Origin of the sequence: Delftia lacustris (assembly GCF_040267515.1) — a bacterium.
In the GTDB taxonomy this organism is placed as follows: domain Bacteria; phylum Pseudomonadota; class Gammaproteobacteria; order Burkholderiales; family Burkholderiaceae_C; genus Comamonas; species Comamonas tsuruhatensis.
Genome location: NZ_CP141274.1, coordinates 4,327,145 through 4,343,940 on the forward strand (window position 1 = coordinate 4,327,145; position 16,796 = coordinate 4,343,940).

At 66.2% G+C, this 16,796-nt stretch carries 16 protein-coding genes; all 16 read right to left on the bottom strand.

The features are described 5' to 3' along the window. Position 1 precedes the first annotated feature (1 nt). Complete coding sequence (gene trbG / locus U6958_RS21060) at positions 2 to 994, bottom strand: P-type conjugative transfer protein TrbG (protein WP_074923308.1); 993 nt, start codon at positions 992 to 994, stop codon at positions 2 to 4. Further along, a complete protein-coding gene (gene trbF / locus U6958_RS21065; RefSeq protein ID WP_074923307.1) occupies positions 991 to 1,695 on the bottom strand; it encodes a conjugal transfer protein TrbF in 705 nt (234 codons plus the stop codon). The genes trbG and trbF overlap by 4 nt, the downstream gene beginning before the upstream one ends. A gap of 11 nt (positions 1,696 to 1,706) precedes the next feature. Continuing rightward, entirely contained in the window at positions 1,707 to 3,062 is a 1,356-nt protein-coding gene (gene trbL, locus U6958_RS21070; RefSeq protein ID WP_074923306.1) for a P-type conjugative transfer protein TrbL, read from the bottom strand. Positions 3,063 to 3,074: 12 nt separating this feature from the next. Further along, positions 3,075 to 3,830: a P-type conjugative transfer protein TrbJ gene (trbJ, locus tag U6958_RS21075; RefSeq protein WP_012436237.1), complete on the bottom strand. Its 756-nt coding sequence runs from the start codon at positions 3,828 to 3,830 to the stop codon at positions 3,075 to 3,077. Beyond that, a complete protein-coding gene (gene trbE, locus U6958_RS21080) occupies positions 3,827 to 6,304 on the bottom strand; it encodes a conjugal transfer protein TrbE (RefSeq protein WP_012436236.1) in 2,478 nt (825 codons plus the stop codon). Before trbE ends, trbJ begins: the two co-directional genes overlap by 4 nt. 19 nt (positions 6,305 to 6,323) lie before the next feature. Continuing rightward, complete coding sequence (locus U6958_RS21085; protein ID WP_012436235.1) at positions 6,324 to 6,608, bottom strand: VirB3 family type IV secretion system protein; 285 nt, start codon at positions 6,606 to 6,608, stop codon at positions 6,324 to 6,326. Continuing rightward, positions 6,605 to 6,997, bottom strand: coding sequence for a TrbC/VirB2 family protein (locus U6958_RS21090; RefSeq protein WP_012436234.1), 393 nt, complete (start codon positions 6,995 to 6,997; stop codon positions 6,605 to 6,607). The genes U6958_RS21085 and U6958_RS21090 overlap by 4 nt, the downstream gene beginning before the upstream one ends. Next, positions 6,994 to 8,031: a P-type conjugative transfer ATPase TrbB gene (trbB, locus tag U6958_RS21095; protein WP_012436233.1), complete on the bottom strand. Its 1,038-nt coding sequence runs from the start codon at positions 8,029 to 8,031 to the stop codon at positions 6,994 to 6,996. Before trbB ends, U6958_RS21090 begins: the two co-directional genes overlap by 4 nt. Beyond that, a complete protein-coding gene (locus U6958_RS21100) occupies positions 8,028 to 8,492 on the bottom strand; it encodes a CopG family transcriptional regulator (RefSeq protein ID WP_012436232.1) in 465 nt (154 codons plus the stop codon). The genes trbB and U6958_RS21100 overlap by 4 nt, the downstream gene beginning before the upstream one ends. After that, the gene (locus U6958_RS21105) at positions 8,489 to 10,507 is read right to left on the bottom strand and encodes a conjugal transfer protein TraG (protein WP_012436231.1); all 2,019 of its coding nucleotides are present in this window, start codon (positions 10,505 to 10,507) and stop codon (positions 8,489 to 8,491) included. Before U6958_RS21105 ends, U6958_RS21100 begins: the two co-directional genes overlap by 4 nt. 217 nt (positions 10,508 to 10,724) lie before the next feature. Continuing rightward, complete coding sequence (locus U6958_RS21110) at positions 10,725 to 10,955, bottom strand: EexN family lipoprotein (RefSeq protein WP_012436230.1); 231 nt, start codon at positions 10,953 to 10,955, stop codon at positions 10,725 to 10,727. A 25-nt stretch (positions 10,956 to 10,980) separates the two neighbouring features. Further along, positions 10,981 to 11,895 (bottom strand): LysR family transcriptional regulator, encoded by a 915-nt coding sequence (locus U6958_RS21115; protein ID WP_012436229.1) that lies wholly within the window; start codon positions 11,893 to 11,895, stop codon positions 10,981 to 10,983. Between the two features lie 17 nt (positions 11,896 to 11,912). Beyond that, entirely contained in the window at positions 11,913 to 12,845 is a 933-nt protein-coding gene (locus U6958_RS21120; protein WP_012436228.1) for an electron transfer flavoprotein subunit alpha/FixB family protein, read from the bottom strand. Further along, positions 12,846 to 13,595: an electron transfer flavoprotein subunit beta/FixA family protein gene (locus U6958_RS21125; protein WP_012436227.1), complete on the bottom strand. Its 750-nt coding sequence runs from the start codon at positions 13,593 to 13,595 to the stop codon at positions 12,846 to 12,848. A gap of 24 nt (positions 13,596 to 13,619) precedes the next feature. Beyond that, positions 13,620 to 15,401: an acyl-CoA dehydrogenase gene (locus U6958_RS21130; protein WP_012436226.1), complete on the bottom strand. Its 1,782-nt coding sequence runs from the start codon at positions 15,399 to 15,401 to the stop codon at positions 13,620 to 13,622. A gap of 24 nt (positions 15,402 to 15,425) precedes the next feature. After that, a complete protein-coding gene (locus tag U6958_RS21135; RefSeq protein WP_012436225.1) occupies positions 15,426 to 16,793 on the bottom strand; it encodes an MFS transporter in 1,368 nt (455 codons plus the stop codon). Between the last annotated feature and the right edge of the window lie 3 nt (positions 16,794 to 16,796).

Sequence of the window (16,796 nt, forward strand, 5' to 3'; positions counted from 1 at the left end):
GTCAATTCCTCCGCGTTCCGTCCGTGCGCTCGACCCGCACCACATCGCCCTTGTCCCCGCCCAGGCGCAGTTCGGCCGCACCAAACAGCCTGTCGACGATGTAATACGGCGACCGAAAACGGTAGTTCACCAACTGCCCGTCGCCCTGCACACCGATCACGAACAGCGGCGGCAGCTCGCCCTGGGCGATGCCTGGCGGGAACTGGATATAGACCTTCTCGCCATCGTCGAAGGCCCGCAGCGGCTTCCACGGCGGATTGCTGCCGCTGACCGCATAACGGAAACGGATCTTCTCCAGCGACAGGCCAGCATCGACCGGCGCGGCGGCGCTGGCCGCCTGCGACTGGCGCTGCAAGGCCAGCATCTTGTCCTTCGGATATTCCCAGGACACCGAGGCCATCCACGTCTTCTCGGTCGAAGTCAGCTCCAGCAGGTAGGTGCGCCGACTGGTCGTGATGACCAGGTTGGTCTTCAACCCTGAGCGGATCGGCTTGACCATCACGTTGACGCGCAGCGCATCACCGCTGCCGCTCGATGTGTCGCCGACGATCCACCGGACGGTATCGCCAGCGGCCACCGTCACCAGTTCCTCACCCGGCTGGAGCGCGATCACCGTCGCGCGGCCCACGGCTGCATAGACCTGGTACAGCGCGCCATCGGTGAAGGGCCAGACCTGGATTGCGTTGACGTAGCCCTCGCGCGTCGGCGCGATGCGCGCCTCGGCGTTGGCGCGGGACACCCGCACGGTTTCATCGGCGGGTTCCGGCGTGGGCTTGGCATCCGGCACAGGTTTCATCTGCGCCGGCATCGGCAGCACCTGCGGCACGGCCACCACTTCCACAGGCGCAGGCGGCTCCGGCAGAGGCTGGGCCTGCACCGGCTCATCGAGCGAAATGGACGGCGGCGGCTTGCCCTGCGAAGCGCAGCCTGCAAACAGGACGGTGGATACCAGCAGGATCACCGGCAAGGCGGATTTACGGAAATGTGCGTTCATGGTTTTGCTCCTTCGTTTCCTTCCAGTTCGCGGCTCCACGACAGACCATTGACGTAGATGCCCAAGGGGTTCTTGCGCAGACGCTGCTCGGTGCGCGGGGCTTGCAGCACCGTGGAAACCACCGCGTTCCAGCGCTCGGTGCGATCCAGCGCACCGTTCACAAAGCGGGTCTCCGTCCAGCGCACGTTGAAAGACGTGTCGCTGGCGCGGGTCACGCTGGTGATCTGCACCGTCACCGACTCCTTGCCGATGCGCGCGAACGGATCGTTCACCCGCGCGTACTCGTTAAGCACCACGGCGCCCTTGTCGGTCGTGTAGTCGTAGGCATCGAGCCAGTTCTGCCGCACCACGATGGGGTCGATGGACAGCGAGCGCACCAGCCCGATGAAGCGGCCCAGGTGATAGGCCATCTGGGCATCGCTGGGCCGGTATGGCGTGGCGGCTTCGCCGACAGCGCGCACTTGGCCCACGTTGTCCACCTCCACCACGTAGGGCGTAACGATGGACTGCGCCGAGCGCCAGACCAGGCCGCCGGCCATCAGTACGGCCAGCGTGAGGCAGCCGAAGGCCATGAAGCGCCAGTTCTTCGCCTGCACGCGGGCCGAACCGATGCGCTCGTCCCAGACCTGGGCGGCGGATTGGTATGGGGTAGCAGGCTGCGGCGTATCGGCGTAGCGCACCTGCGGTCGTTTGAATCGCATGGGAGTTCTCCTTATGAGTCGGAATCGCGAAGGCTTGGGCCTTGACTGGAGCTGCCGCCATCGCCGCCGCGCAGCGTGTGGGCGGCGGTGGTCGCCGCATGGGTGAGCTGCTGCCTGCGATGCAGGCGCTTGGCCCACGCGGGTTGTTCGGCAGATGGAGCCGATCCGGCAGCGTCAGGGCCGGTGGGTGCGGCGCCGGAGGCTGATGTGTCATCGGGCCGGAAGGCGGCAGCGACACGCTCCTTCATCGAGCGTGCGCCTTCGGCCACCTTCTGCCCCGCCGCCTGCGCGCCAGTCTTGGCAACATTGCCCACGCCCGCGGCGGCACCTTTCAGGCCTCCACCGGCCGAAGCGGAGCCCGCCTGGTACGCCGACCTGGCGCTGCTGGCGGTCGATGCCATCGAGCGGGCACCGCTGGCCGCTGCTTTGGCGGCTGCGGGCGCCATGCGCGCGCCAGCCGCCACGGCGCTGCCGACGCCAGTAGCCGCGGCACCGACCGCCACAGCGGTTCCGGCTGCACCGATGGCAGCACCGGCCATCGCGCCCGCGCCGAGCTGCGGCCCGCCCGATACCAAGCCCGTTGCAATGCCCGGCCCGAAGATGCCCAGGGCGAGCAGTGACAACGAGGCCAGCATGATGACCAGCGCCTGGTCGATGGACGGCTCGGAGCCCGGCGGTATCCTGAATTCGGCGAACAGCCCCGAGCCGATGCCCACGATGACGGCGAGTACCAGCACCTTGATGCCCGAGGACACCACGTTGCCCAGCACCTTCTCGGCCAGGAACGCCGTCTTGTTCCAGAGGGCAAACGGAACCAGCACGAAGCCCGCGAGCGTGGTCAGCTTGAACTCGATCAGCGTGACGAAGAGCTGCACCGCCAGCACGAAGAAGCTGACGATGACCACCAGCCACGCGAGGAACAGCACGACGATGGGCGCGATATTGATGAACACCTCGGGGAAGCCCGCCATCTCCCGGATCTGGTCGAGGATGGGCGCCGCCGCGTCGATGCCGGCCTTGGCCAGCCGTCCCGGCTGCAGGAAGTTGCCCATGCTCAAGGTCGAGCCGCTGGCCGTCAGGCCCAGCCCGGCGAAGGAACGGAACAGGATGCCCGCCAGGGTGTTGAAGTTGCCGATGATGTAGGCGAAAGCACCCACGTATAGCACCTTGCGGATCAGCTTGGCGATCACGTCCTCGCCCTGGCCGGTGGCATGCCCCATCGCCCAGAACAGCCCGGCCAACGTCATGTCGATGACGATCAACGTTGCGGTCAGGAACGCCACCTCGCCCTGCACCAGGCCGAATCCCGAGTCGATGTAGCGCGAGAAAACGTCGAGGAAGCGGTCGATGACCGAAACGTCGTTCATGGCCCGGCTCCGTCAGCGGCTGTAGAAGTTCACGGGCTGCGGCGTGTACGGCGTGCCAGTGCCCACGAAGCGCCGATTCACCTCGCGGCCACGCTCCACTGCGGCGGCCTGCCGCGCCAGCTCCAGCGAGGCCGCGCGGTCCTGCGTGATCTGCAAGCGCTGGGTCTGAATGGACTGCTTGGCCTGCAGGGCCAGCAACTGGTTCATGGCCTGCATCGCCTGGAGAGCGCCCACGGCGGACTGGCTCTTGCCCACGAGGTCGGCCAGCACGCCCTCGTCATCGCTCAGGTTCTGCGAAGCCTGGGCCTGCATCTGCATGGTGGTCTGAAGGCCAGTGAGCGTGTTCTTCCAGCGCTCCTGCGCATCGCGGTACATCTGATTGCCGCTGACGGTGGCGGAGTACTGTTCGGGGTACAGACGCTGGAACATCTGGTCCATGTTCGCCACGTCGTAGGCCATGCCCTTGGCCTGGGCGATGAGCCGCTGGGTGGTCGCCAGGTTGGCGCGCAGCTGGCCCACCACGCTGGACGGCAGGCTGGCCAGGTTGCGCGCCTGGTTGATGAGCATCTGCGCTTCGTTTTGGAGCTGGCGGATCTGGTTGTTGATCTGCTCCAGCGTGCGAACGGCGGTGAGCGTGTTCTGCACCAAATTGGTCGGATCGAACACGATGTCGCCAACGCCGAACAGTGCATGCGCGGGCTGCGCAATGCCGAAGGCGAGCACGCAGGCGGTGGTCAGCGCGGCGAGATTGTGGGCATGGGGTTTCATGGCAGGTTCTCCTGGGAATGGCTGGGGATGGGGGCGGCACCCGGCGCGGGGCCGGGGAAATCGCGCAGCAGATCGGCCGCCCAATCGAGGCTGCGGTGGCGCAGCCATGCGGCTGCGAACGGGGTGGAAGCGGAAGGTGTGGAGGTGCTGGCGGCAGCGAGCACCGCGTCGATGTCGCGCTGGTCCTGCGCCGTGGATGCGCCCGCGAAGGCCAGCGTCGCCGGTCCCAGGTCGAGGTCGAACAGGCGATTGCCGAGGCGGGATTGGTAGTAGTAGTCGCGCTTGGGCTGCGCGGTGGCGACGATCTCGATCTGGCGCAAGTTCAGCCCAAAGCCTTCGTAGATCGTGCGAATCTGCGGCTCGGTCGCCTGCGGGTTCGGCAGGAAGATGCGGCTCGCGCAGCTTTCGATGATCGCGGGCGCGATGCTCGAATCCTTGATGTCGGCCAGGCTCTGCGTGGCGAAGATGACCGACACGTTCTTCTTGCGCAACGTCTTGAGCCACTGGCGAATGCGCGCGGCAAACACCGGGTCATCGAGGAACAGCCAGGCTTCATCGAGGATCAGCAGCGTGGGCGCACCGTCAAAGCGCTCATCGAAGCGCGCAAAGAGGTAGTGCAGCACGGCCATGACGGCGGCCTTGCTGTGCATCAATTCCTCCATCTCGAAGCACTGCACGGAGCCAGCGCCCAGGCGATCCGAATCCGCATCCAGCAGCTTGCCGTGGGCGCCGCCCAGCACGTACGGCGCAAGCGCCTGGCGCAGCGCATTCGATTGCAGCAGTACCGACAGGCCCGTCATCGTGCGCTGTTCCATCGGCGCACCGGCGAGACTGCCGAGCGCCGACCAGATAGCGGCCTTCTCTTCGGGGCCGACGGCCACGCTCTCATGCCGCAAGCGCCCTTCGATCCATTCGGCGGCCCAGGTGCGGTAGCCCTCGCGGTCGATGCGGGCGAGAGGCTGAAACGCGATCTCGCCATCCATCCCGAGGTCGTAGTGCTCACCACCCAGCCCGAGGATGGTGGCGCGCATCGAGCGCCCCATGTCGAAGGCAAAGATGCGCGAGCCGCGATAGCGCCGAAACTGCATCGCCAAGGTGGCGAGCAGCACCGACTTGCCCATGCCCGTAGGGCCAGCCACCAGCGTGTGGCCCACGTCGCCGATGTGCGTCACCAGCCGGAACGGCGTCGCGCCCTCAGTGCGCGTGACGATCAGCGGCGGGCCGTCGAGGTGCGCGTTCTTCTCCGGCCCGGCCCATACCGCCGACACCGGCATCAGGTGCGCCAGGTTCAACGTGGAGACGATGGGCTGGCGGACGTTGGCGTAGGCATGGCCCGGAATGGACGACAGCCACGCATCCACGGCGTTGAGCGTTTCGGGGATGGTGACGAAGCCACGCCCCTGGATGACGCGCTCCACCCTGCGCAGCTTCTCGTTGGCCACGGCGGCATCCGCGTCCATGACGGTGACGGTCGCTGTCACGTAGCCGAAGGCCACTTGATCGCTGCCCAGCTCCTGCAAGGCGGCATCGGCATCGGTGGCCTTGTTGCTGGCGTCGGTATCGACCAGCGGGCTTTCCTGCTGGAAGATCGTCTCGCGCAGCAGCGCGATGACGTTCTTGCGTTTGGCGAACCACTGACGGCGCAGGCGGGCGAGTTCTTTTTCCGCCTCGGCTTTGTCCAGGCAGAGAAAGCGCGTACTCCAGCGATACGCGAAGCCCAGACGGTTGAGGTCGTCCAGAATCCCCGGCCAAGTCGAGATCGGAAAACCGCGCACCGACACCACGCGCAGGTGCTGGTCGCCCAGCATCGGCGCCAAGCCACCGATCAGCGGCGCGTCGGCCAGCAGCGCATCGAGGTGGAATGGCACCTCGGGCACGCCCACGCGGTAACGCCGTGTAGACACGGTGGCGTGCAGGTAGGTCAGCGTCTGGCTATCGTCGAGCCAGGCGATCTCCGGCATCACGCCGTCGAGCAGGTCAAAGATGCGTTCCGTCTCCGCGATGAAGGCAGTCAGGCGCTCGCGCCAATCGACGCCTTCGGTCAGCCGGTTCTCGTACAGCAGGCCCGCGGCACGGGCACGGGCCTCCTCGGGCGGCAGGTACACCAGCGTGAGGTGGTAGCCGCTCTCGAAGTGATTGCCCAAGTCCTCAAAGGCGGCCCGTCGCTCCTCGTCCACCAGCCACGACAGCGGCTCGGGAAACTCCGAGTGCGGGTAGTTGGCGGCGGGCCGGCGCTCGGCTTCGATGAACAAGGCCCAGCCCGAACCCAGCCTGCGCAGCGCGTTGTTCAACCGTGCTGACGTAGAGATCAGCTCGCCCTGCGTGGCACTGTCGAGGTCTGGCCCCCGAAAGCGCGCCGTGCGCTGGAAGGAGCCATCCTTATTCAGCACGACGCCCGGAGCGATCAGCCCGGCCCAAGGCAGCCAGTCAGCCAGCAAGGCCGGGCGCTGGCGGTATTCGGCAAGGTTCAGCATGCGATATCTCCCTTTGCCCCTACACGTCCAGCAGCGGCCGGTGCTTGATATGGCGCGCGAAGACTTGCATGAACCGCGGATCGACACGCGCGCCCCAGACCGCCAACGCATGGCCGGCGATCCAGAGCACCAGGCCCGGAATCCACAGTTGCAGGCCCAAGCCCACGGCCGCGGCCAAGGTGCCATTGGCAATCGCCACCGTGCGCGGCGCGCCGCCCAGCAGGATCGGCTCGGTCAGCGAGCGGTGCAGTGGCACTTCGAACCCCGGAGCGAACCCCTGCACGCCATCGTGGGCCGCGCTCATACGACAGCCCCGCCCGAGAAGCTGAAGAACGACAGGAAGAACGAGGACGCGGCAAACGCGATCGACAGACCGAAGACGATCTGGATCAGCTTGCGAAAACCGCCCGAGGTATCGCCGAAGGCCAGCGCCAGGCCCGTGGCGATGATGATGATGACCGCGATGATCCGGGCCACCGGACCCTGGATCGACTCCAGGATGGATTGCAGCGGCCCCTCCCAAGGCATCGAGGAACCGGCGGCCTGCGCGGTGCCTGCGAGCAGCAGCATCAGCGCCGCGAGCATCAGGCCCTGCAGGGCTGGGCGTGCCAAGCCATCCAGCCGCGCGGGACGGCAGCGCAGGGCAAGCGGGTTTGCAGAAATACGGAAAGCAGGAACGATCATCTGCGTCATGGCAGTTCTCCAGGTTGGTCAGGGGACAGGGAAGAAAGGTCGGACTGCGACAGCAGCTCCGGGAATGGAGCCTCCAGCGCATCCGCCAGTTGGTAGCCCGCGCCATCGAAGCCGACGACGCGGGCGATGCTCTCGATGCGGCGCTTGCGTCCGCGCCCGGCGATGTGGATGACCACGTTGACCGCTTCCGCGATCAGCGCACGGGGCGGGTTCTCCGCCACTTCGAGAATCAGTTGCTCCAGGCGCAGCAGCGCGCCCAGCGCGGAGCCGGCGTGGATGGTGGCGATGCCGCCGGGGTGGCCCGTGCCCCATACCTTGATGAGATCCAGCGCCTCGGCACCACGCACTTCGCCAACGATCACGCGATCCGGGCGCAGGCGCATGGAAGAGCGCACCAGCTCGGTCATCGACACCACGCCCTGGCGCGTGCGCAGCGGTACGTGATCGCGCGCCGCGCATTGCAGCTCCACCGTGTCTTCAAGCACCAGCACGCGGTCACCGGTAGCGGCAATCTCGGCGAGCAAGGCATTGGCGAGCGTGGTCTTGCCCGTGCTGGTGCCGCCTGCGATCAGGATGTTCTGGCGCTCGCGCACGGCGCGCACCAGCAGGCCCGCCTGCGCGGCGGTCATCATTCCGTCCTCGATGTAGCGCGACAGTGGGATCACGCCAAAGGCGCGCTTGCGCAAGGCGAAGGCCGGCCCCGGCGCGGCGGGCGGCAGGATGCCCTCGAAGCGTTCGCCCGTCTCGGGCAGCTCTGCCGTCAACAACGGCTGGCCCCGATGAACTTCCGTGCCAACGTGAGCTGCAACGAGGCGGATGATGCGTTCGCCATCGGCCTCGGACAGTTCCACGCCCATCGGCGCGCGGCCCGTGGACAGACGATCCACCCAGAGCGTGCGATCGGGGTTGAGCATGATTTCCACCACGTCCGGGTCTTCGAGCGCGGCAGCGATCAGCGGCCCCATGGCCGTGCGCAGCATCTGGATGCGGCGATCCAGCGAGGTGGCCGTGAAGGAGGAAGGAACGGCGCTCATAAGGCACGCTCCTGGGCATCCGCGACGGCCGCAGCGCCCTCCGGTCGCGTCGGATCGGTGTGCAGTTCCTCCACCACATCCCGCACCAGGCTGCGCCCGCGCAGCAAATGGCGACCGAGCTGCTCGACGAACTGCTCGAAGCGGGCCTTGCCCTGGGCGCGAGCGGCATCCTGATGGGCCTCGGGCACGGGTGTGCTCACCGTGAGGAAATAGCGGATGAACAGCGCCAATGTTTCGATGGCAATGTTCTGGTCGCGCTCCAGGCGCTCGGCGTGGCGCGACAGGCGGTCCAGCCGCTTGGCAATTGCCGCCTCGCGCTGGTCGGCCGCATCGGGCGACAGCCAGGAGGCCAGGGCCGCCGCGACGATGCTGGACTTGGACACGCCCTTCTTGGCGGCCAGTTCATCGAGCCGCTTGCTGTGCTCCGGCTGGATGAACACATTGAGGCGGTGTTGGGTCATAGGTCGATTCCGTCGTCAGGGTCGAGGGAAGCCAGCCGGGCCGTGCGCTGCAGGGCCGGATCGAGCTGGCGAGGAAGGGGATGCGGCATGTCGTCGTCATCGAGCAGCCCGAGGTCGGCTGCGGGCGCAACCAGGTCGGGGTCGTAGGTGACGGCTTCGGAAAGTTCGGGCTGGCGGCGTGGGCCGCTGTCGTCGGCCGAACCCAGGTTCTCCAGCCCATCGGCGGCGTCGGCCGTCGGTGCGACCGGCATGGCGGGAATCGCCAGCCCGCTCCAGTCGTCGGCGCGTTCCGGTGGCACATCGGCATAGCGCCCCTGCATGGACAGGGTTGCAAGCACCGGCGGCGGAAGCACGCGCCGCTTGAAATTGCTGTCCGCGTAGTAGCGCAGCTTCTTGGCCTTGATGGGCGCCACGCTGGACACCATCACCACGGCCTCGTCGGGCGGAAGCTGCATTACCTCGCCCGGCGTGAGCAGCGGACGTGCCGTCTCCTGGCGCGACACCATCAGATGCCCGAGCCATGGCGCGAGCCGGTGGCCGGCGTAGTTGCGCTGCGCGCGCAGCTCGGTCGCGGTGCCCAGCGTTTCGGAGATGCGCTTGGCGGTGCGCTCGTCGTTGGTGGCGAACGTCACCCGGACATGGCAGTTGTCCAGGATCGAATGGTTCTGGCCGTAGGCTTTGTCAATCTGGTTGAGCGACTGGGCGATGAGGAAGCTGCGGATACCGTAGCCGGCCATGAAGGCCAGGGCCGTCTCGAAGAAGTCGAGCCGTCCGAGCGCGGGGAACTCGTCGAGCATCAATAGCAGCTTGTGGCGGCGCGCGATGCCGTCGCTGCCGTCGAGCGATTCCGTCAGCCGTCGCCCGATCTGGTTGAGGATCAGGCGAATGAGCGGTTTCGTCCGCGAAATGTCCGAAGGCGGCACCACCAGGTACAGCGACACCGGATGCTCGGCCGCGATCAGGTCGGCAATGCGCCAGTCGCAGCGCGAGGTGACTTCGGCCACCGTGGGGTCGCGGTACAGGCCGAGGAATGACATGGCGGTGCTCAACACGCCGGAACGCTCGTTGTCCGATTTGTTCAGGACTTCGCGCGCTGCCGATGCCACCACCAGATGCGGCCCACCACCGATGTGCGGCGTGGTCATCATCCGATGCAGGGTCAGCTCGAAGGGACAGGCCGGGTCGCTGAGGAAGTTGGCGACTCCGCGCAGCGTCTTGTCTTCGCCTGCGTAGAGCACGTGCAGGATGGCCCCAACCAGCAGCGCATGCGAGGTCTTCTCCCAATGGTTGCGCCGCTCCAGTGCTCCTTCGGGATCGACCAGAATGTCTGCGATGTTCTGCACGTCGCGCACTTCGTGCGCGCCGCGCCTCACCTCCAGCAGTGGGTTGTAGGCCGACGACTTCGCATCGGTCGGGTTGAACAGCAGGCAATGCGAGAAGCGCGAGCGCCAGCCGGCGGTGATGCTCCAGTTCTCGCCCTTGATGTCGTGAATGACGGCCGATGCAGGCCAGCTCAACAAGGTGGGAACCACCAGGCCCACGCCTTTGCCCGAGCGGGTGGGCGCGAATGTCAGGACGTGTTCCGGGCCTTCATGGCGCAGGTACTGCTGGCGATGCAGGCCGAGGAACACGCCCGCAGGCTGGTCAAGGCCCGCCTTGTGGATGTCCTCCGCATTGGCCCAGCGGGCCGAGCCGTAGGTCGTGACCAGCTTGGACTGGCGCGAGCGCCAGATCGACATGCCGATGGCAACTACCATCGCGATCAGGCCGCTGCCTGCGGCAATGGCACCGCCCGCGTCGAAGATATGCGGCGCGTAGGCGTCGAAGAAGAACCACCACTCGAACAGGCCCCAGGGGTGGTAGACCGGCGTACCGAAGAAGTCGAACCACGGCGAGCCCAGGCGTAGCTGGTAGCCCAGGGCCGCTGCTGTCCATTGCGTGGCGCTCCATACGCCAGCGATCACGATGCCGAAGACGACGGCAATCTGACCGAACAGCACGTTCGTTCCTTGCATTGGTCAACCTCCCACTACGGCACAGGAACGTGCCGTAGTGCCGAGGATCAAGGCGAGCGTGCAGGCCGGTCAAAGACCGTTATGGCGGGGATTCAGGCCAAAAGAGCCAGACTTCTTGCGGTGGCGAAGACAATAAAAATGCCGCATGCGCGAGCGCGCTGCGGCGTGATGAGGTAACTGCGAGAACTTTGTCGCGGCGCCGCGACGGAAGGTTACCTTATTGGGACTTCTGCTCCGGCCGGTCACCAAAGAAGCGGCGATTCGCGGCCTCGGCGGCACGTCGGCAGAGTTCTTCGCCGGCCTTCGCGCGCTCTTCCTTGCACAGGCGCTGGACTTCCTTGAGACGCTCAGGATGGGCCACGAGGAAGTCCACGGTTTCCGTCGGTTGGGATGGCCCACAGGAGGCTGTCAGTGCAGCGGCCATCAGCAGCGACAGGAATCGGGGCATGGCTTGGGTCCTTTCAGCAGGTGGATCAGGAGTCCTCGGCGGCGCTGGAGCCATCCGCCGAATCAATGGAGTCCACTCGTGCGATGAACCGAGCCAGCATTTCGGAGGGCTCCACGTCACGGTGCAGCAGATACGTGGCCAGCATCTGCGACTTGCCCGCCAAGCGCCGGGCCACAACACCTGGCCCACGGCCGGATGCAATGTGCGCGGCGCCCGCCAAACCAAGTGCCAATCCGGCGGAGACTAAGGTCATCATCACCTCATAGGACGCCACGCGCTGGGCGATCAGTGGCTGTTGCTCGTAGCGCTGCAAAACGCGATCAACTTGGCGTGCATGGCCTTCGCATATCGCCGGATCGCATAGCGCCAGCGGATAGCGCAGCACTTCTTCCAACGGAACGTGCTTGTGGGCCAGCACAGGATGGCGAGCTGGGACCGCCACCATCAGCTCGTCTTCCCACGCAGGCCTGACCACAATGCCGTCGCCCACCTCTTCGGCCATCGAAAAGCCGACGTCATACAGGTCATCGTGCAGACCCTTGATCTGTTGGTCCAACGGCATCTCAAATAACCGAATGTCAATCTCTGGATCTTCCTCTCGGCACCGTGCCAGCAGCGTCGGCATTCGCGAGGGCGTGATGCCATCGGACAAAGCGATGCGCAACTGTCCCTGAAACCCACTGGCGGCGGACTTGACGCCGTCACACGCCTGTTTCAGAGCTTCGAAGATTCGCGGCACCCGCTCCAGGAATGCCATTCCGGCAAAGGTCAGGCGGGTGCTTCGCGTGGTTCGCGTGAACAGTTGCGCCCCGAGCTCTTCCTCTATCTCCTTGATGGTGCGCGACAAAGGGGACTGATCGATGTGCAGCTTTTCCGCTGCGCGGCCAAAGTGAAGTTCTTCGGCCACCGCTATAAAGCAACGCAAATGCCGAAGCTCCATGGTGTATCTCATCCAAGTTAAAAGGCCTTGACGAGTTCCGGCACAGCCGCGAACAGGTCCGCCTCCAGCCCGTAGTCGGCCACGCTGAAGATCGGCGCCTCCGGGTCCTTGTTGATCGCCACGATCACCTTGGAGTCCTTCATGCCCGCCAGGTGCTGGATCGCCCCCGAGATGCCCGCCGCCACGTACAGCTGCGGCGCCACGATCTTGCCGGTCTGGCCCACCTGCAGGTCATTGGGCGCGTAGCCCGCATCCACCGCCGCGCGGCTCGCGCCGATGGCCGCGCCCAGCTTGTCGGCCAGCGGGGTGATGACTTCGTCGAATTTTTCCTTGCTGCCCAGCGCACGGCCGCCGGAGACGATGATCTTGGCCGCCGTCAGTTCGGGCCGGTCGCTCTTGGCGATTTCGCTGCCCACGTAGCTGCTCTTGCCGGTGTCTGCCGCTGCGGTTGCCGTTTCCACTGCTGCGTTGCCTCCGGTCGCCGCTGTGGCGTCGAAGCCGGTGGTGCGCACGGTGATGACTTTGGTGGCGTCGCTGCTTTGCACGGTGGCGATGGCATTGCCGGCGTAGATGGGGCGTTCGAAGGTGTCGGCGCTCACCACCTTGGTGATGTCGCTGATCTGGGCGACGTCGAGCTTGGCGGCCACGCGGGGGGCCACGTTCTTGCCGCCGGCCGTGGCCGGGAACAGGATGTGGCTATAGTTGCCGGCGATGGCCAGCACCTGGGCGGCCACGTTCTCGGCCAGGCCGTGGGCCAAGCCTGCGGCGTCGGCGTGGATGACCTTGGCGACACCGGCGATCTGGGCGGCGGCTTGTGCGGCAGCGCCGGCATTGTGGCCGGCCACCAGCACGTGCACGTCGCCACCGCAAGCGGCTGCAGCCGTCACGGTGTTCAGGGTTGCGCCCTTGATGGATGCGTTGTCGTGTTCAGCAATAACGAGTACCGACATTTAGATCACCTTCGCTTCGTTCTTGAGTTTTTCGACCAGGGCGGCCACGTCAGCCACCTTCACGCCGGCGCCGCGCTTGGCGGGTTCGGTCACCTTCAGGGTCTTCAGGCGCGGGGCGACTTGAACGCCGAGGTCTTCGGGCTTGATGGTGTCCAGCGGCTTTTTCTTGGCCTTCATGATGTTGGGCAAGGTGACGTAGCGCGGTTCGTTCAGACGCAGGTCGGCGGTGATGACCGCGGGCAGCGTGAGGCTAAGGGTTTCCAGGCCGCCGTCCACTTCGCGGGTCACGGCTGCCTTGTCGCTGGCGAGCTCGACCTTGGAGGCGAAGGTGGCTTGCGGCAGACCGGCCAGCGCCGCCAGCATCTGGCCGGTCTGGTTGCAGTCGTCGTCGATGGCCTGCTTGCCCAGGATCACGAGGCCGGGCTGTTCCTTGTCGATCAGGGCCTTAAGCAGCTTAGCCACGGCCAGCGGCTGCAGTTCTTCATTGGTCTCGACTAGGATGCCGCGGTCGGCACCGATGGCCATGGCGGTGCGCAGCGTCTCCTGGCATTGAGACACGCCGCACGAGACGGCGACGATCTCCGTTGCCGCGCCTTTCTCCCTGAGCCGCACAGCCTCTTCGACGGCAATCTCGTCGAAGGGGTTCATGCTCATCTTGACATTGGCGATGTCCACGCCGCTGCCATCGCTCTTGACGCGGACCTTGACGTTGTAGTCAACCACCCGCTTGACGGGAACCAGGATTTTCATGGGAGGGTTTCCTTTCAGGATCATTCAGAGTTGATCGTCCGCCAGGGCCAGCGTGCTGGCGGCGCCGCCCGTGACGATGTCGCGCAGCATCGGCGCCTGCACCAGGACATGCGCCGCGTAATGGCTGGCTGTGGCGCGCTTGGTACCGAGAAAGCCCGCATCGCCCGCGCCCGCCGCGAGTTGCGCGGTAGCGGCTTCGGCCATGCGCGCCGACAGCCAGCCGCCGATCACGGTGCCCGCCAGCCGCAGGAAGGGCACGGCGCCCGCCGCGCACTGCGCGGGTTGACCGTCGTGGGCCAGCAGCCAGTCGACCGCTTCGTCCAGCGCCTGGGCAGCGGCTGCCAACGCGCGGCCGATCTGCGCCAGCACTGCATCGGGCGATTCGACCAACCGGCGCGCATCGCCGTCGATGCGGCCCAGCAGCGCCTTCAGCGTGCGCCCGCCCTCGCGTGCCAGCTTGCGGCCGATCAGGTCGTTGGCCTGGATGCCCGTGGTGCCTTCGTAGATGGTCGTGATGCGCGCGTCGCGCATGTGCTGGGAGGCGCCGGTTTCCTCGACGTAGCCCATGCCGCCATGCACCTGCACGCCGTCGGACGTGATGCCCTGCGCGCTGTCGGTACACCAGCCTTTGACCACCGGTATCAGCAGGCCGACCAGGGCCTGCGCCTGCGCGCGCTCCTGCGCATCGGCGTGGCCCGCGGCGCGGTCCATCTGACCGGCGCAGAAGTAGGCCAGCGCGCGCATGGCCTCGGTGCGGGCCTTCATGTCCATCAGCATGCGCCGCACGTCCGGGTGGCCTGCGATGGCGGTGCTGCCGCTGATCAGCGGCTTGCCCTGCACCCGCTCCAGCGCATAGGCGCGTGCGCGCTGGTAGGCGCGCTCGGAAATGCCCACGCCTTCCAGGCCAACGTTCAGCCGCGCGTGGTTCATCATGGTGAACATGCAGGCCAGCCCCTGGTGCGGCTCGCCGACCAGGTAGCCGATAGCGCCGCCGCTGTCGCCAAAACTCATCGACGCCGTGGGGCTGCCGTGGATGCCCATCTTGTGCTCAATCGACGTGCAGGCCAAGTCGTTGCGTTCGCCCAGGGTGCCATCGTCGTTGACCAGGTACTTCGGGCACAGGAACAGCGAGATGCCTTTCACCCCCGGTGGCGCATCGGGTAGGCGCGCCAGCACCAGGTGCACGATGTTCTCGGCCATGTCGTGCTCGCCCCAGGTGATGAAGATCTTGTTGCCGCTGACGTGGTAGTGGTCGCCCTCGTGTACGGCACGGCTGCGCAGCGCGGCCAGGTCAGAGCCGGCCTGGGGCTCGGTGAGGTTCATGGTGCCCGTCCAGCGGCCCTCGACCATGGGTGCCAGGAAGCGGCGCTGGAGTGCGTCGCTGCCATGGTGCGCAATGGCCTCCACCGCGCCCAGCGTGAGCATCTGGCACAGGCTGAACGCGAGGTTGGACGACTTCCACATCTCCAGCACGGCGGTGGAGACCAGCGTGGGCAGGCCCTGGCCGCCCCATTCGGTGGCAGCGGGCATGCCGTTCCAGCCGTTCTCGCAGAAGCTGGCCCAGGCTTCGCGAAAGCCGTCGGCGGGCGTGACCCGACCATCGTGCCAGCGCGCGCCCTGCACGTCGCCGGGGCGGTTGAGCGGATCCAGCACGCCAGCGGCGTAATTAGCCGCCTCCTGCAGGATGGCCTCGACCAGGTCGGGCGTGGTTTCTTCATGGTCGGGCTGGGCGCAGATCGCGTCCAGGCCGCCGACCTCTTTCATGGCGAACAGCATTTCGCGCAGGGGGGCTATGTAGACAGACACAGCGAATTTCCTTGATGGCTACGATCAGGCGTTTTGCGGCGTCTGTTGCGACGGGCGCAACTCGCGTGCAGCCTCTTGCGGGCCCACCGACGCCGGGCCGCCATGCCTGATGAACGCCAGGGCGATCGAGCCGATGATTCCGAAAGCCCCGATCACCAGGAAGTTCTGCTCCAGCGGCAGCTCAAGCGCAACGATCTGGCCGATTAGCAGCGGCGCCGCGATCGCGCCCAGGCGCCCCACGCCGGAGGCCATGCCGATGCCGGTCGAGCGGATGGACATCGGGTAAAACTGCCCGCAGTAGGCATAGGCCACCAATTGCGCGCCGGTGGTGCAGGCGCCGACCGCGCCGATGATCAGATAACGCAGCTCGGTCGAGGTCTGGAACGTCATCAGGTACAGCAGCACGCCGCCCAGCGCATACATCCCCACCAGCACCCACTTGATGTTGAACTTGTCGGCGAGCCACCCGCCTCCCACGGCACCGATGATGGCGCCAACGTTCAGCGCGATCACGAAGCTGAGGGCAGACCCCAGGCTGTAGCCAGCCATAGCCATCAGCTTGGTCAGCCAGCTGCTGAGCGCATAGACCATGAACAGGCCCGAGAAGAAGGCGATCCAGAACAGCACCGTGCTCGGGCCTCGCCCGTCCTGGAACAGCCGGGAGACCGGCGCACCCGCCACGCGGTCGGCGGTGGGCACGACGAACTGGGCGTCCGCCGGGTGCTTGACTCCCGGCTGGAGATTACGGGCCACTTCGGCCAGTTCGCCGTTGCGGCTGCGCGAGATCAGGTAGGTCATTGATTCCGGCACCAGCTTCAAGATGAACGGAATCAGCAGGACCGGCACACCCGCTGCGATGAAAACGACCTGCCAGCCGTACTCGCCGATCAGCTGCTTGCCGAGCACCGCGGCCAGGATGCCGCCCAGTGCGTAGCCCGAAGTCATCAGCGCCGTCATCAGGCTGCGGATCTTCTTGGGCGAGTACTCGACCATCTGTGCCACGATGACCGGCAGCACACCGCCAATCCCCAGGCCCGCGATGAAGCGCACCACGCTGAAGCTGATGGGATCCTTGGTGAATCCGGCGGCCGCGGTGAACACGCTGAACAGCATGACGCCAATGGAGAGGGCCCAGCGCCGACCAATCCGGTCGGACAGCGTGCCCAGAACCATGGCGCCGAACATCATGCCGAACAGGGCCGAACTGGCCATGAAACCGGCAGTCGATGCGTTCACGCCCATCTGCTGCATGATGGACGGCAGGGCGATGCCCACCACGGCGATGTCATAGCCGTCGATGATGAGAATCAACAGGCACCACAGAAGCACCTTGGCATGAAAGCGGTTGAAGCGAGCGTCGTCGGCGAGCTTCTGCATGTCGATTTGGCACACGTG

Coding starts and splice junctions, on each gene's coding strand:
- U6958_RS21115 (WP_012436229.1), bottom strand. CDS start 11,895: ATGGAGCTTCGGCATTTGCGTTGCTTTATAGCGGTGGCCGAAGAACTT.
- U6958_RS21085 (WP_012436235.1), bottom strand. CDS start 6,608: ATGAGCGCGGCCCACGATGGCGTGCAGGGGTTCGCTCCGGGGTTCGAA.
- trbB (WP_012436233.1), bottom strand. CDS start 8,031: ATGAGCGCCGTTCCTTCCTCCTTCACGGCCACCTCGCTGGATCGCCGC.
- trbJ (WP_012436237.1), bottom strand. CDS start 3,830: ATGAAACCCCATGCCCACAATCTCGCCGCGCTGACCACCGCCTGCGTG.
- trbL (WP_074923306.1), bottom strand. CDS start 3,062: ATGAACGACGTTTCGGTCATCGACCGCTTCCTCGACGTTTTCTCGCGC.
- U6958_RS21100 (WP_012436232.1), bottom strand. CDS start 8,492: ATGACCCAACACCGCCTCAATGTGTTCATCCAGCCGGAGCACAGCAAG.
- U6958_RS21120 (WP_012436228.1), bottom strand. CDS start 12,845: ATGTCGGTACTCGTTATTGCTGAACACGACAACGCATCCATCAAGGGC.
- U6958_RS21090 (WP_012436234.1), bottom strand. CDS start 6,997: ATGACGCAGATGATCGTTCCTGCTTTCCGTATTTCTGCAAACCCGCTT.
- U6958_RS21110 (WP_012436230.1), bottom strand. CDS start 10,955: ATGCCCCGATTCCTGTCGCTGCTGATGGCCGCTGCACTGACAGCCTCC.
- trbF (WP_074923307.1), bottom strand. CDS start 1,695: ATGCGATTCAAACGACCGCAGGTGCGCTACGCCGATACGCCGCAGCCT.
- U6958_RS21125 (WP_012436227.1), bottom strand. CDS start 13,595: ATGAAAATCCTGGTTCCCGTCAAGCGGGTGGTTGACTACAACGTCAAG.
- trbG (WP_074923308.1), bottom strand. CDS start 994: ATGAACGCACATTTCCGTAAATCCGCCTTGCCGGTGATCCTGCTGGTA.
- trbE (WP_012436236.1), bottom strand. CDS start 6,304: ATGCTGAACCTTGCCGAATACCGCCAGCGCCCGGCCTTGCTGGCTGAC.
- U6958_RS21105 (WP_012436231.1), bottom strand. CDS start 10,507: ATGCAAGGAACGAACGTGCTGTTCGGTCAGATTGCCGTCGTCTTCGGC.